The sequence below is a fragment of the Methanoculleus frigidifontis genome (genome assembly GCF_030464345.1).
Lineage (GTDB): Archaea > Halobacteriota > Methanomicrobia > Methanomicrobiales > Methanoculleaceae > Methanoculleus_A > Methanoculleus_A frigidifontis.
This window is the reverse complement of sequence record NZ_VCYH01000012.1, coordinates 12896-26882: the sequence shown is the minus strand read 5'-3', so window position 1 is coordinate 26882 and position 13987 is coordinate 12896. Positions and strand designations below refer to the sequence as shown.

Sequence of the window (13987 nt, the reverse complement as noted above, 5' to 3'; positions counted from 1 at the left end):
AGAGAATGCAGATACAGGTCAGATCATTTGCCCGGATCCGGGAGGCCATCGGAGGCGACCTCATCGTCGAGGTTCCGGACGGGGCACCGCTCGCCCGGCTGCTCGCCGTCGTCGGCGACGTATCGGAAGAAGCACAGAACGCTCTTTTTGAAGAGAACGGAGAACTGAAAGGCTACGTGATCCTGATGCGGAACGGAAAGCGTGTGCGGCAGGGCGATATCGACGCTCTCGCCCTCGCGGACGGCGATGAGATCGCCCTCTTCCCGCCGGTCGCGGGGGGCTGAGTCGATGATCGGCATCGTCCGGGAGGAGATAGACGTCGCCGCCGTGCTCGAGGCGGCAAAACGGCCGGAGATCGGTGCCCTCGTCACGTTCCTCGGCACCGTGCGGGACGACGGTATCGAGCGGATGGATCTCGAAGCCTACGAAGAGGTCGCCGTGCAGGAATTTGCGGCAATCCGGGAGGAGGCGATAGAGAAGTGGCCGATCACGTCCGTGGATATCCTCCACCGGGTCGGCTCCCTTGCGGTCGGCGAGAATATCCTGCTGATCGTCGTAGGGGCGGGACACCGCAAAGAAGCCTTCGACGCCTGCGAGTACGTCCTCGAGCGGATCAAAGAGAGCGTCCCCATCTGGAAGAAGGAGGTCCGGGAGGACGGCGAGACCTGGGTGCCGGGAGAGTACCCGGAGGGACCGGCATGATCCGGCTCGAATCGTGCAGGAAGGAGTACGCAAACGAGACCCAGCGGGCCGTGCCGCCGGAGGAGACGCTCGCCCGGGTGCGGGGAGTCCTCCCCGCGGCAGGGATCACCCGGATAGCCGACATCACCAACCTCGACCGGATCGGGATACCGGTCTTCTCCGGCATCCGGCCGACCGCCGAAGCGGGCGCGATATCGGTCTACAACGGCAAAGGAGCGACGCCCGTCGAGGCCGAGGTTTCGGCGATGATGGAGGGGATCGAGCGCTGCTCCGCAGAACAGGGCGACCGGCCGCTCCTCACCGGGAGATACAGCGACCTCGCCGCCGACGGCAATACCGTCCTCGACCCCGCCGACCTGATCCTGCCCGCCCGGGCTCCGGCGGACTTTCCGATCCCCTGGGTGGCCGGCTACGACCTCCTGCAGGACGAGGAGATCCTGGTCCCGGCGCACGCCGTCTTCCACCCGCTGCCGGTCACCTGCGGCCGGCTCTTCCGGACGAACACCAACGGCCTCGCCTCGGGCAACACCCTTGAAGAGGCGGTCTTCCACGCCCTGATGGAGGTCGTCGAGCGCGACGCCTGGTCGCTCGTCGAGGTGCGCCGGAGCACCTGCCCCGAGGTCACCGGGATCGCCGGCGGGCTTGCGGCAGAACTCCTCGAGACGTTCGCGACGGCAGAGGTCGAGGTCAGGATCCGGGATATGACGAGCGACATCGGGATCCCCACCTTCGCCGCCGTCTCCGACGACCTGCTGCTGCGGGACCCGACGCTGCTCACTATCGGTATGGGGACGCACACGAACGCCGGTATTGCCGTGCTGCGGGCGCTCACCGAGGTGGCGCAGAGCAGGCTGACCCAGATCCACGGTGCCCGCGAGGACACCGATACCGCGGACGTGCGCAAGCAGCTCGGCTACGAGCGGACGAAGCGCCTGAACCGCCACTGGTTCGCCGAATCGGAGGAGCGCGACTTCGCCGCGATACCGTCCTGCGACAGCAGCGACTTTCTCACCGACATCACCCACACCGCTGAGCGGCTCCGGGCGGCAGGGTTCGGCCGGGTGATCGCCGTCGACCTGACGCGTGAGGATATCGGCATCCCGGTCGTCCGGGTGATCGTGCCCGGGCTCGAGGTCTTTGCGATGGACCAGGAGCGGATGGGAGCGAGGTGCAGGGATGCACGGGATCGTCGTCTTCCTCGGCCCGAGCCTTGATCCGGAGAGCGCCCGGGCAATCCTGGACGCGACCTATCTGCCGCCGGCACGCCGCGGCGATATTCAGGCGGCGGCATCCGGCGGTGCCGGAGTAATCGTCCTTATCGACGGGGTCTTCTTCCAGGACTGCGCCGTCGCCCACCGTGAGATCCTCGCCGCCCTGCGTGCGGGCGTCCGGGTCGTCGGTGCCTCCAGCATGGGCGCTCTCCGGGCGGCGGAACTCGACACCCTCGGGATGGAGGGCGTCGGGGAGATCTACCGCGCCTACCGCGACGGAAAACTCGTCGCCGACGACGAGGTGGCGCTCGTCTTCGACCCGGAGACAGGAACCGCACTCTCCGAGCCGCTGGTGAACATCCGCGCAACCCTCGATCGGGCGGTCAACGAGGGCGTGCTCACGCCCGACGCCGCCCGGGCGGTCCTCGACGCCGGCCGGCGCCTCTATTTTCCCGAGAGGACGTACGATTCGGTCGCCGACGCTGCAGAACCGGTGATCGGCGCCGACGCCGCGGAACGGTTCCGGTCGTTCGCCGAAGGGCATGCGGTCGACCAGAAAAGGACCGATGCGGTCGCCGCGCTCACCTCTGTCAGGGAGACGGCGGAGCAGAGAAGAAAAACGTGAAACGGTTACTGCCCGGACTCTTTTGCCACCGGGCAGAACGACGCACACTCCGAACAGGCCTCGTCGCAGGGCTCGATGTGAATATTGATACTCGCCCGCGGAAACTCGAGCCGCAGGTCCGACTCGAGATGGTCGGTAAGGTCGTGCGCCTGCTCGACCGGGACGCCCCGGGCGACGACCAGGTGGAAGTCGATATGCACGTCCGGCCCGGACCGCCGGGTGCGCAGGTTATGGAAACCGGCGTACGAGGAAGCATGCTCGCAGATGATCCGGCGCACCCGCTCCTCCTCTTCGTCGGTGAGGCGGCGGTCGGTCAGGTCGGCGAGCGACCGGCGGGTCAGGTCGATCGCCGCCCGGACGATCACCAGAGCGACGCCGATGGCGACGAGCGCGTCGAGCGCCACGATACCGGTCAGCCGGATCAGCACGAGGCCGGCGAGCACGCCGAGCGAGGTGTAGACGTCGGTCCGCAGGTGCCAGGCGTCGCTCTCAAGCGCGATAGATTCGGTCTTCTTCGCGACCGCCATCAGCCGCGACGAGACCAGCCAGTTGACGACGGCCGAGATCCCCATGACGGCGATACCGGCGACGAGGAGATCGGGCGAGAGCGTCTCCGCCCCCTCGCCGAGCAGGGTGCCGACCGCCTCGCGGATGATCAGGGCGGCCGCAATCAGGATGAGCAATGCCTCGATCAGGCCCGAGAAGGCCTCGTACTTCCCGTGGCCGAAGGCGTGGCAGTCGTCGGGCGGCAGGCTCGACCGCCTGACCGCGAAGAATGCTATCACCGCCGCGACGAGGTCCATGCCGGAGTGGATCGCCTCGGAGATGATGCTGACCGAACCGATAGCAAACCCGACGACGAGTTTCATCAGCACCAGCGCGGTGTTCGAGACAACCGAAAGGCCGGCCGTACGCTGCTTAACGGCGTCGAGATCTTCTCGCGTCAGTCCATCAAGGGAGATCTGTCTACCTAACACGTCTTCTCACCGGACTCCTTTCCGGTACCGTCGGAAAGGGTGCATCGTCACGGCGGCCACGGCGACGCTCCGTATGCCGGGCGTCTCTGTCCGCCACCATACCAGGGTGTACTGATCTGTCCCGATCCGGCATAGGGGTTCCTGTCCGTTGAACTACCGGTTCAGCAACCTGATCCGCACTATGGTAGATGCTTATACCCTGCCGGGCAGATCCGGTAACCGCAAGGGGAGAGCAACATGAACAAGCGAACGATTGCCCTCGGGCTCGGAGCAGTTCTTCTGGTTCTGCTTGTGTTCGCCGTACCGGCGGGCGCTGCGGCTCTTTAGTCCAGAAAGGCCGACCATGCAAGCGACAACTGCCCCGGATGCCGGTATGCCTGCAACGGTGCCGGCGCCGGAGATGCGAACCGGAACCGCGACCAGATCAGACTGCCGGACGGAACCGGCGCAAACTGCCGGAAGTAGGAAAACCCTGCAGCCACCAGAGCGGAAGGGCGAGGATCGCCCTTCCTATCCCTTCCATTCGGCTGGAAGACACATTCCTGCTCCCACCCGAAAGAAAAACATTTTCTCGCCTGAAGACAGAGCCGTTACAGCAACAGTGAATCCTGTGGCGTGTCTTCCTGAAAACCGGGAAGACCTCCCGGGATACGATTATCCCATGGCTCTCTTCACCCTCCAGGTATCCTTCTGCCTGGTATCCGCGCTGATCACCTACGGTCTCGGTATCTACGTCTACGCAAAGAGCCCGTCCTCGACGGTCAACCGCCTCTTCCTCGCCGCGACGCTGACCGCAACCTACTGGGCGCTCGGCGAGTTCTTCCTCTGGCAGGCGGCGGGCTACGAGGGTGTCGCCTTCTGGCTGAAGGCGAGCTCGTTCTGGACGCTTGCCGTCGCGTTCATCGTTCACTTCGTCCTCGCCTTCACCGGCCACCCCTTCGCGGAAAAAAAGAACCGCGGGATTCTCGTCGCCGCCCTCTACCTGCCCGCCGTGCTCTTCGCTCTCATCGAGATCTTCACCGACCGGATCTATACCGTCGCCTTCGACCCCGTGGCGGGCTACGTCTACCTGCCGGTTCAGACAGACCTGCTCTGCCAGACCGAGACGGCCTTCATTATCCTGGTGATGCTCTTTGCAGCCTCCGTCAGCATCTCCTCCTGGAGACGGGCACAGCCGGGGCCGATCCGGCGCCAGAACCGCCTTGTCAGCGCCGGTATTGCGGCCGTCATCGGATTCGGATCCCTCTCCGGAGCGGTTCTCCCGGCGCTCGGGATCCATGCCCCGAACCTCGTCTTCATCGGGATCCTCGTCTTCTCCGTGGTGATCGCCTACGCCGTGCACCGGCACGGCCTCTTCGTCTTACGGCCGGAGACGGCGGTCCCGGAGATCATCCGGACGATCCCGGACGGCATGATCCTTGCGGATATGAACGGCGGGATCATCACGGCGAACGCCTCCGCCGCGAACCTCTTCGGAGTGGCGGAGGCCGACCTTCCCGGAAGATCAGTCGCATCGCTCATCCCGCCCGCCGCCTACGCCGCGATCATGGCGGCGGTCACGGAGCGGGGGCGCCTCTCGGATCGCGAAGCCGTCCTCGCCGGGCAGGGAGAGACGGTGGTCAGCATTGCAGCCTCGATAGTGCAGGACCCGGACGGCGGAAACGCCGGCATCGTCCTGATCGTCAGGGATATCACCGATCGGAAGGCTGCAGAGACGGCGCTCCGGATCGCCAATGAAAAGATCTCGCTCCTGACACAGCTGACCCGGCACGATATCGGCAACCTGGTGACCGCCCTCTCCTGGTACCTGTCCCTCATTGCGGAGGAGCGAACCGGCCCGCAGAGCGATGCCTGCCTCGCATCAGCCATCGAGGTTACCGAGAAGATCAGCAGGCACCTCGCATTCTCCCGCGAGTATCAGGAGATCGGGGTGCACCAGCCTGCCTGGCAGCCGCTCGAGGCGCTGATCGCCGATGCCGTCGGGAGCCTGCCCGACGACGGGGTCTCGATCGTCTCCAGCGTCGCACCGGTGGAGGTCTACGCCGACTCGCTCGCGGCAAAAGTCGCATACAACCTGCTCGAGAACGCTATCAGGCACGCGGGCTCCCTCACCCGGATATTGATAACGACCGAAGAGCAGCCGGACGGCAGTCTCGTCGTGGCCTTCGACGACGACGGCGGCGGTGTCCGGGACGAGGAGAAGGAGAAGATCTTCACCTACGGCTACGGGAAGAACACCGGCCTCGGGCTGGCTCTCACCCGCGAGATCCTGGCGGTGACCGGCATCGGCATCGCCGAAACCGGGACAGAAGGAGCGGGAGCGCGGTTCGAGGTCCGGGTTCCCGACCGTGCGTGGAGAAGACCTGGAGAAAAGGGTGTGTGATTCGGCGGGTTACCCCGTCCCTGAGCAGGTGCACCCGGCCGGTTTTCTGGCACCGACCTTAATGCTCACGATGCTCTCGAGGAGAGCCCTGCGCTCCGCTTCGTCGAGGGAAGCGGCGGCGACGGCAGCCGCAAGCGTCGGTTCGCTGACGATATGGTCGAGCGGGAAGACCGTCTCCCCGACGACAGCGATCTCCTCAAATCCTGCGGCGGCGATATGCCCGAGATAGTCTTCCTTCTGCAGTGCCCCTGCGACGCAGCTCGTATAGAAGACCTCCGACTCACGGATGGGCTCCGGGAGCGGCATCGTCAGGACGATGTCGGAGACCATGAGCCTTCCTCCCGGGCGGAGCACCCGGAACGCCTCGGCAAAGACCCGGGCTTTGTCGGGCGAGAGGTTGATGACGCAGTTTGAGATGACTGCGTCGACCGTGTTGTCCGCAACCGGGAGGTGCTCGATCTCGCCGAGCCGGAACTCCACGTTGGTATACCCCGCTTTCCGCGCATTCCCGCGTGCCCGGTCGAGCATATCGGGTGTCATGTCGACGCCGATCACCCGGCCGGTCTCCCCGACCCGCTCGGCAGCGAGGAAGCAGTCAAACCCGCCTCCGGAGCCGAGGTCGAGCACCGTCTCGCCTTCCCGGAGGGTTGCAAGCGCCACAGGATTTCCACACCCGAGACCAAGGTTCGCGCCCTCCGGCGCCTGTCCAAGATCCTCTGCCGAGTAGCCGAGCCCGAGGCCGACCGACTCGACCGACCGGCCGGTGCCGCAGCACCCGCTCCCGCACCCGCAGCTGGAATGCTCCTGCCGGGCAACCCGTCCGTATTCGCTTCTCACTCGTCTGCGAACGTCGTGTTCCTTCATCGTATACGTCTCCTATGCCGTTGGATCCCTGCCGTCTGCGATCTCCTCCATCATGGGGGAGAGGAGGCTCTTGACCATCCCGGTGAGATGATCCGCCTTGATCAGCGTGATACAGCAGACATCTCCTTCCTTCTCCCAGAAGACGACCGCGAGCCGGTCGCCGGGGGAGAGGTTCGCTCGTTCGCGAATCTCTTTCGGGAGCACCATCTGCCCCCGCCCGTCGACGCTCACGACCGCTTCGACGGAGCAGGAGCAGGCCCGATCATCTCTCCGAACGTGTGCCATGCAGGTTCACCGGAGAAGAGTGGTCGGGCAATGCATATCAATATTCCGATTTTTCTGAAATTTCAGAATTCTCAGCAGATGGCGCGAGGGGTGCTCCCCCCTATACGCTACCGTACCCTCTGGGTGCACTGAAGGGCGGGTAGTGCCCTCCGAGACACCCGGTACTCCCTTTGGTGAGATCGCATCCGGGTGTTCCCGACTTTCCATCGGGTATCGCCATAGAATTGTTCCGCTCAGGATGCTCAAGCCGGAGGCGCAACCCGGAGCACGGCTTTCCATTGGGTATCGCCATGACTGCCCCCGCCCCTGGGGGCGGGGGAGGAGGCCGGAGGCCGGGTGGGGTGGGGTTGATGATGTCTGTGGATCTTTGCGTAAGACAGGGGAGGGGAGAAACCCTCCCCGTCGGTCCCAGTCCGGCACCAGCCCGGTCAGGGGAAGAACATGGTATACGCGCAAATCCCCGTATCTCAGGGTAGCGCTAACGGGGCGCTCCCCACCCGCCTCTCCCCGGCACAACCGCTCTATCGGCCACAAGGGTGGAGCCGGGGTTCTCGCTGTCCCATCAGGCGGGCAGCGGCGGCGGGCGGATCTCCTCCTTCTCCTCCGCGTCGCTGATCCTGCCCTCCCGCACGATATCGGTGTAATCATCGAACCAGACCGCCTTCGGGCACCGCCGGAAGACCATGAACTTCCCGATATCCTCGCGCCGTGCCGCCTGGTGATACTTGAAGTAGATGTTCTCCTCGTCGAGGCCCACGACGGCGATCTTCCCGGTGCGGTGCGACATGGCGAAGACGGAACGTTTGGCAAGCCCGGAGCAGCGGCTTTTGGCCTGTTCGTAGATCCGGTAGCCCTCCTCCACCGGCACGGCGAAGTGGCGGTTGCCGAGGGTTGGGCGGCACTGGAAGAGGTAGTAAGGAGCAGCGCCGACGAACGAGAGGCTCCGGAAGAGGTCTGCGAGGACGACCGGGTCGTCGTTGACCCCCCGCAGGAGCGGCGTCTGGTTCGCGAGTACCGCACCGGCGTTCTGCAGGGCGTCGAGCGCCCGGACGGCCGGGTCGGTCAGCTCCCGCGGGTGATTGAACTGGGTCATGATGTAGATGCGCTTCTCCGGCGTGCTGTAGCGGCTGAGCATCGCGGGGAGTGCGGGATCATCGAGAATCCGGTAGGGGTTGAAGGCCGGTACCTTGGTGCCGATCCGGACGATCTTCACGTGCTCGATCCGGCGGACCTGCCGGACGATCCGCTCGAGCCGGGGTGTTGCGAGAAAGAGCGGGTCGCCGCCGGAGATGAGGACGTTCGTGATCTCGGGGTCCCGGCTGATATAGTCGATGTCGGCCGATACGTCCCGCGCCACCTCATCGGTGCGGTGCATAAAGAGCCGCTTTCTGAAACAGTAACGGCAGTATCCGGCGCAGAGGTCGCTCGCGAGCAGGAGAACCGTCTGGTCGTACTTGTGCTCCATCCCGGGCGCCACCACGTACGCGCTCTCGGCGGAGGCATCGAGGCTCCCCCACTCCGCGAGCTCCTCGGGGTCGGGGACGGCGATCTTCCGGAGGGGATCGTCCGGATCGCTCCAGTCGATGAGGGAGAGATAGTAGTCGTTTGCGCGGAACGCAAATTTCCGTGCCACGTCGGCGAGCCGCTCCCGCTCGGCAGCGGGAATCTGCACAACCTTCCTGATATCGGTGATATACGTCGGTCCTGCCATCCCGGTTCCCGGATAGGGATACCATGATCTGACATATATAAAAATCGGTAGATGCAATGGCTACCGGAAGAGACCCGTGCCGTTGTAGACGAGCACCCGTTCGATCCCCCACTCCCCGAGCGCCCGCATCACCTGCTCCATCAGAAAATCCGAGCGAAAGGCTGCATCCGCCATCCTTTTTGTCCGCAGTGCCGCCTGCAATTCGTTCCCGATAGCCTGCCGCCACGCCTGCTCGTAGGCCTCAAGAGGTTCTCCGCGGAGCAGGTGCGCCGCTGCGGCGAGCCCGGCGAGCCTGCCGCAGATCATGGCCGGTCCAATCCCCCCGCCGTTCGACGCCACGACGTGCCCCGCCGCGTCCCCGGCGGCGAGAACCGGACCCCGGACGGTCGCAGGGAGCGGACCTGCCACCGGGACGTAGCAGCCCCGTATCGGATCTGCGGGATCGAGCCCGTGACTTTCGAGGAAGGACTCGAGCAGACGCTTCACCGGCACCCCCGACTTCTGCAGACCGAGACCGACGTTGGCCGAACCGTCTTTCGGGAAGATCCAGGCGTAGCCGCCCGGCGCGTGGCGCTTGCCGAAGAATATCCGCAGATCGTCGCCGAGATCCGCCTCGACCCGACAGGTGACCGCCGGCGCAAGGACGGTGCTGCGGGAAAGCCCCGCAAAGCGGCAGACACGCGAGAGCGGCCCGTCGGCGGCGATCACCACACCGGCGCGGACGCTGCCCCTGCTGGTCGTCACGGTGTGGCCGTCCAGGGCAAGGAACTTCGTCTCCGTGGCAAGGGTCGCCCCCTCCCGGACGGCGGCGGCGGCCAGACTCTGATCGAGGGTATCGCGGTCGATGGTGCAGCCGGGAAGCGGGATCGGATACTCCCTCCCCTTCGGCGAGACGACGACCAGGCGCCGGATCTTCCGCCGGATCGCCGCAGGATCGACCGGGAAGAGTTCGTCCGTCCCGGGGGCATTCGGGAACGCCCTGGCAGCGACCGAGGGTGCGGGAAGAAACTCCCCGCAGCAGACCGGGACGCCGATCGTCTTCTTTTTATCGAGCAGGAGAACCGAAAGACCCTCTGCTACCGCGTAGCGTGCGGCAGTGCTGCCGGCGGGACCCGCACCGACAACAACGAGATCGTACCGGCTCTGCATCACGCACCGGTAGGAGCATGCTCCTATATAAAATGGATTCCGGAAAGCTCTCCGAACAATCGAAAACGTGCAGGCACGCCCCCATAAAAAAAGAGATTTTGGCCTGGCCGGCCGGAGGTTACGTGTATGTGTGGGGTTTGTGGGTAATGTGTGGGGGGTTTGTGTGGGGACAGGCGAAGAGTCTGGATACGGGCATATCGATCAGCAGACAGTAATCCCGCTCGGATTCGTAATACGGGCAGGAAGAATACCTGCACCGTCCGGACAGTCTCTCCTCTCCTCGTTTCCCGTCGTTCCCTTCACCCGGAAGAGGAGCCGCCGGAGCCGTTTTCGCGGTTTTGTCCTGCATCTCGACACCATACTGCTGCGTTGGTTGCGGTACGGATCGCACGGATCCGGTACTCGTGCCGACGATGAACCGTTAATCCGTTCGGATACTATTCATCGTACATATTAATGGTAATCAATCCCGACATTTAACCGTATCGCTTGACCCGATGCCGAAAGGAACGGCAGTGTTTCGTAAAACTGCTGAAAGAGTACGTGGCAGGAGAGAGGCGGCGGCCATGGAGGAGCGCACGAAGCGCTCACCCGAGAGTGAGTCTCTCCGCGCCTCTCTTATAGTGCTGGAAGACCTGCTCGCCCCACGCGACCGCACGCCGATCGCGGCTGGCAAGGTCGGCCGCAAGATCGTAGGTCTCGGTGCCCCGCTTGTAGAGCCCGAGGGAGAGGGCGGTGTCGGTGACGGTCATGCCGAGCCGGATGGGCTCGGGGGATATGTAAAATGCGAACGTCTCGATGCCGGCCAGCTCGTCCTGCATGTGCGCGTAGGGCGAGGCCATCAGCTTCTCGGCAAGCGTCTCGGGAACCACCAGTTCGATCGGCGTGCCCCGCAGCGCCAGGCGCCGGAGCGTATCGGCGTGATCGTGGCTCGTTATCGACGATACCGCGTGTATCCACTCCGCCCGGTCGAGTACCTGCAGGAAATGCGTGTGCACGTTGAGAATATCCTCCGCGACGGCATGGAGGACGGTCGCCTCGTAGAGGTCGCCGAGACTTTTGCGGAACGGTTCGGGAATACAGGCGATATCGTGGGCGCTCCAGAAATCCTCGTGCCTGCGGATGCCGGCCATCAGCCGTACGAGGCGTCCGATCTCGGGCACCACAATCTCCCCGAGCGGCGTCAGCGCGTACCTGCCGGGTTTCGACTCGACGTAGTGGAACGACTCGAGCTGCCGAATCCGCGGCAGGAGTGCCTGGGAGGAACTGCCGGTGATGCTCCGGAGGTCAGCCAGGGTCTTTTCCCCGCTGTCGAGGCCGATCAACACCTGCATCAGGATGCCCGATCGGAAGATGGACTGGATCTCGTCGCAGAACTCCCCGTAGATGTCAAGTAAACCCGGATCTTCCATAGTCTCTATAGAGATCACTGTCTGCCGCTTAATGTCTTTTGCATCTGCTCTGTGCAGCGCACCGCCCTCAGCCGTTCCCGAGCATCCGGCGGCAGAATCCCATCGCGTCCTGCACCCGCCGGGCGTCGTGGACCGCGGGGGTGACGAGGAGCGGGCGGTCGATCTTCCTGACGACGGCAAAGACGTCCTCCCACGCTATCGGGTCGGAGGGCGACGGGCACCGGTGCCGGTGATGCACGTGGAGCCCGGCGATCGCCCGTTGCGGCACTTCAGAGAACGCCGCGGCGAGCCGGCCCCGAGTGACGGCGTAGAGCTGCTGCAGGTCAATGACGAACCCGAAACGGCAGGCGGTCTCGGGTGCCTCGGTGCGGATGCAGTCCCAGAAGGCCGCCATATCCGCACCGTCGGCGATGATCTGGTTTGTCCGGTTCTCGAGCAGCACCAGCGGCGCGAAGCCGAAGGCGCTCTCATGCGCCTCGACGATGTCGTCGACGGCGAGGATCAGATCCTCATGGGTGTTGCGGGCGTCGCCGGGATGGATCTCGACGGCTGCTGCAGGGCTCCCGAGGAACTCCTCGATCCCGAGGAGCATCTCCACAAACGTCGTCACCCAGGCGTCGTCGTACCACCGCAGCGGCGTCTGGGTTACCAGGTCGTAGCCGTCCCGCCGCGGGACGGACGGCTCGGTATGCAGGATGTAGCGCACGCCCCCGTCAACCCCGCCGCCGCTCTCGTAGAGCAGTTCGATCGACGCTGCCGAGAGGAACGAGCCGACGTCCTGCCCGGTGCGCTCGACCTCGGTCCGGTTCTTGACGAGGTCGGCAGGCATCTCGACGTACGAGCAGCCCGCCGCATCGGCAAGCGCCCAGCGTTCTGCCAGCCCGCCCCGCTGCCGGACGGACGCGACGTTCGGGTAGATGAACTCGACGACGGCCATACAAACGATCGCGGTGAGATAGCACCGGGAGAAGAAAAAACTGTTGGAGGGGGCAGGGGGAGGCGCGCCATCTCCGATCCGTGATGCGGACGAGCGCAGAAAGAGAAGAGAGGGGGTTTTCAGGTCGGCACGTCTTCGCCGTGGAAAACCTCGCCGACCGCGTAGTCAGGCGCTGCGCAGCCGAGTTCGCAGGTGAGCATATCCAGGTAGTCGACGAGGAGCCGGGTGATCAGGAAGTGCTTCCGGACGTATTCCTTGCCGGCACGGCCCATCTCGACTGCACGCTCGGGGCTTTCGAGCACCCGGAGGATCCGGTCAGCGCAGGCCGCGATATCCGTCGGGTCGATCAGGTATCCGGTCTCGCCGTCCTGGATCTGGAGCGGGATGCCGCCGACCCGGCCGGCGATGACCGGCCGGCCCTTCCAGAGCGCCTCGGTGACGGTCAGACCGAAGCCCTCCTTGAGCGACTTCTGCACAATCACGACCGAGACACGCTGCAGGGCGTTGACGAGGAGATGATCTTCGGCGGTTATCAGGATGACGTCGCCCTGCTCGATCAGGTCCTTTGCCGCCTCCTCGACCTGCCGGTAGATCGTCCAGCCCTCCGGGTCGTCGGGCGCCATGCTGCCGCAGAGCACCAGCCTGCAGTCCGCCTTTTCCCGGGCGATCTTGAAGGCCTCGACGACGCCGACGGGGTCTTTCCACTTGTCGAACCGGGAGATCTGGGTGACGAGGGGCTTGTCGATCGGGATGTTGTAGCGCTCGAGGAGTCCTGCGATCTCCTCGTCCGTAAGATCGCGGTTCTTGTCGGAGAGCGGGTCGATCGCCGGGTGGATGATCCGCTGCTGCTTCGCCATATTCGCGCGGCGGTAGTCCTCGTGCGAGATGATCATGCCGTCGTAGAGCTCGACGTAGTCGCGGAGGAACCGCCAGAGGTCGCCGTCCGGTTTCGAGAGGTCGACGTGGCAGCGCCAGATCCAGGGCTGCTTCTTCTCGTAGAAGCTGATCAGCGGCAGCGGCTGCGGGTCGTGGATGACGACGAGGTCGTGGTCGATCGCAAGCTGCGTCGAAAACTCCTGGTTGGTGACGACGTACTGCGACTTCTCCATCTCCGAGAACGCGATCCGCTGCCCCTGCAGTGCGTTGTGGAAGTTCTTGGTGATGGTGAAGAAGTCCCCGTGCCCGGTGAGGATCTTCCACTCGGTCTCGATCCCGACGTCGTTCATCAGCGGTACGAGCGAGAGGATCATCTCGGCGACCCCGCCGCTCTGGTATGTCGAGTTGACGTGGATGACGCGCCTGCCCTGCAGCACCGCGGCTTTGCGGAGAATCTCGGAGACGACGTCGTCACCGACGATAGGCCTGTGGTCTTCGAGTGTCCGCCCGTTGTCGCAGATGCAGGTGATTCCCTGTAGAAATGCCATTTCTCTCCCCCTGGTGCAGGCCGGCGGGCATATATATACCCGGCGCCGGTCTGCAATGGACTATCTGCACCTCAGGGCATATAAATATATGCATTGGCAAATAAAAATCTGAAGCCGGCCTTGTATCAATTAAGCAGCAATACTCTCAAAAATCATGAATAAAATGGTCGGATCGCCTGGCCGGCCATTCTTCGCCCAAAATCGGATCGCACCCCACCTCCGCCGCGATCCGGCCGCCGCGGGAGGTGGGCGCGAAGGGCGGAGAGCACCGATATTCGGGATTTGCGCCTGGAAAGAGATCTTAAGG

The 13987-nt window shown here is 64.4% G+C and carries 13 protein-coding genes; 5 read left to right on the top strand and 8 right to left on the bottom strand.

All coding sequences use genetic code 11. From position 1 onward, the window contains the following. Positions 1-5 precede the first annotated feature (5 nt). Genes FGU65_RS14245 through FGU65_RS14230 form a run of 4 tightly spaced genes read left to right on the top strand, consistent with a single transcriptional unit; the run spans position 6 to position 2538 of the window. A complete protein-coding gene (locus tag FGU65_RS14245; RefSeq protein WP_301665169.1) occupies positions 6-284 on the top strand; it encodes a ubiquitin-like small modifier protein 1 in 279 nt (92 codons plus the stop codon). Between the two features lie 4 nt (positions 285-288). Next, positions 289-702 (top strand): molybdenum cofactor biosynthesis protein MoaE, encoded by a 414-nt coding sequence (locus FGU65_RS14240; RefSeq protein ID WP_301665168.1) that lies wholly within the window; start codon positions 289-291, stop codon positions 700-702. Continuing rightward, positions 699-1916, top strand: coding sequence for a YcaO-related McrA-glycine thioamidation protein (locus FGU65_RS14235; protein WP_301665167.1), 1218 nt, complete (start codon positions 699-701; stop codon positions 1914-1916). The genes FGU65_RS14240 and FGU65_RS14235 overlap by 4 nt, the downstream gene beginning before the upstream one ends. After that, the gene (locus FGU65_RS14230) at positions 1879-2538 is read left to right on the top strand and encodes a TfuA-related McrA-glycine thioamidation protein (protein WP_301665166.1); all 660 of its coding nucleotides are present in this window, start codon (positions 1879-1881) and stop codon (positions 2536-2538) included. Before FGU65_RS14235 ends, FGU65_RS14230 begins: the two co-directional genes overlap by 38 nt. Positions 2539-2543: 5 nt before the next feature. On the opposite strand, the gene FGU65_RS14225 is transcribed toward FGU65_RS14230, so the two are convergent. Next, positions 2544-3515 (bottom strand): cation diffusion facilitator family transporter, encoded by a 972-nt coding sequence (locus FGU65_RS14225; protein ID WP_301665165.1) that lies wholly within the window; start codon positions 3513-3515, stop codon positions 2544-2546. 601 nt (positions 3516-4116) lie between these two features. Here FGU65_RS14225 and FGU65_RS14220 point away from each other — a divergent pair. After that, the gene (locus FGU65_RS14220; protein WP_301665164.1) at positions 4117-5898 is read left to right on the top strand and encodes a histidine kinase N-terminal 7TM domain-containing protein; all 1782 of its coding nucleotides are present in this window, start codon (positions 4117-4119) and stop codon (positions 5896-5898) included. A gap of 9 nt (positions 5899-5907) precedes the next feature. On the opposite strand, the gene FGU65_RS14215 is transcribed toward FGU65_RS14220, so the two are convergent. The 7 genes from FGU65_RS14215 to FGU65_RS14185 all read right to left on the bottom strand — a co-directional run bounded on the left by FGU65_RS14215 (position 5908) and on the right by FGU65_RS14185 (position 13680). Continuing rightward, a complete protein-coding gene (locus tag FGU65_RS14215) occupies positions 5908-6762 on the bottom strand; it encodes an arsenite methyltransferase (RefSeq protein WP_301665163.1) in 855 nt (284 codons plus the stop codon). A 12-nt stretch (positions 6763-6774) separates the two neighbouring features. Next, positions 6775-7047: an HgcAB-associated protein HgcC gene (gene hgcC, locus FGU65_RS14210; RefSeq protein WP_301665162.1), complete on the bottom strand. Its 273-nt coding sequence runs from the start codon at positions 7045-7047 to the stop codon at positions 6775-6777. 562 nt (positions 7048-7609) lie between these two features. After that, entirely contained in the window at positions 7610-8758 is a 1149-nt protein-coding gene (locus FGU65_RS14205; protein ID WP_301665161.1) for a KamA family radical SAM protein, read from the bottom strand. Positions 8759-8818: 60 nt separating this feature from the next. After that, positions 8819-9907, bottom strand: coding sequence for a geranylgeranyl reductase family protein (locus tag FGU65_RS14200; protein ID WP_301665160.1), 1089 nt, complete (start codon positions 9905-9907; stop codon positions 8819-8821). A gap of 587 nt (positions 9908-10494) precedes the next feature. Continuing rightward, positions 10495-11319 (bottom strand): helix-turn-helix transcriptional regulator, encoded by an 825-nt coding sequence (locus tag FGU65_RS14195; RefSeq protein ID WP_301665159.1) that lies wholly within the window; start codon positions 11317-11319, stop codon positions 10495-10497. Positions 11320-11386: 67 nt separating this feature from the next. Further along, on the bottom strand, positions 11387-12256 hold the full coding sequence (locus tag FGU65_RS14190; protein ID WP_301665158.1) for a hypothetical protein: 870 nt from the start codon (positions 12254-12256) through the stop codon (positions 11387-11389). A gap of 119 nt (positions 12257-12375) precedes the next feature. Then, positions 12376-13680 carry a glycosyltransferase gene (locus tag FGU65_RS14185; RefSeq protein WP_301665157.1) on the bottom strand — a complete coding sequence of 435 codons (1305 nt, stop codon included), beginning with the start codon at positions 13678-13680 and terminating at the stop codon, positions 12376-12378. Between the last annotated feature and the right edge of the window lie 307 nt (positions 13681-13987).

Bases quoted from the DNA above. Each gene is read 5' to 3' on its own strand.
- FGU65_RS14245 (WP_301665169.1), top strand. From the start codon at position 6: ATGCAGATACAGGTCAGATCATTTGCCCGGATCCGGGAGGCCATCGGA.
- FGU65_RS14240 (WP_301665168.1), top strand. From the start codon at position 289: ATGATCGGCATCGTCCGGGAGGAGATAGACGTCGCCGCCGTGCTCGAG.
- FGU65_RS14235 (WP_301665167.1), top strand. From the start codon at position 699: ATGATCCGGCTCGAATCGTGCAGGAAGGAGTACGCAAACGAGACCCAG.
- FGU65_RS14230 (WP_301665166.1), top strand. From the start codon at position 1,879: ATGCACGGGATCGTCGTCTTCCTCGGCCCGAGCCTTGATCCGGAGAGC.
- FGU65_RS14215 (WP_301665163.1), bottom strand. From the start codon at position 6,762: ATGAAGGAACACGACGTTCGCAGACGAGTGAGAAGCGAATACGGACGG.
- hgcC (WP_301665162.1), bottom strand. From the start codon at position 7,047: ATGGCACACGTTCGGAGAGATGATCGGGCCTGCTCCTGCTCCGTCGAA.
- FGU65_RS14205 (WP_301665161.1), bottom strand. From the start codon at position 8,758: ATGGCAGGACCGACGTATATCACCGATATCAGGAAGGTTGTGCAGATT.
- FGU65_RS14200 (WP_301665160.1), bottom strand. From the start codon at position 9,907: ATGCAGAGCCGGTACGATCTCGTTGTTGTCGGTGCGGGTCCCGCCGGC.
- FGU65_RS14195 (WP_301665159.1), bottom strand. From the start codon at position 11,319: ATGGAAGATCCGGGTTTACTTGACATCTACGGGGAGTTCTGCGACGAG.
- FGU65_RS14190 (WP_301665158.1), bottom strand. From the start codon at position 12,256: ATGGCCGTCGTCGAGTTCATCTACCCGAACGTCGCGTCCGTCCGGCAG.
- FGU65_RS14185 (WP_301665157.1), bottom strand. From the start codon at position 13,680: ATGGCATTTCTACAGGGAATCACCTGCATCTGCGACAACGGGCGGACA.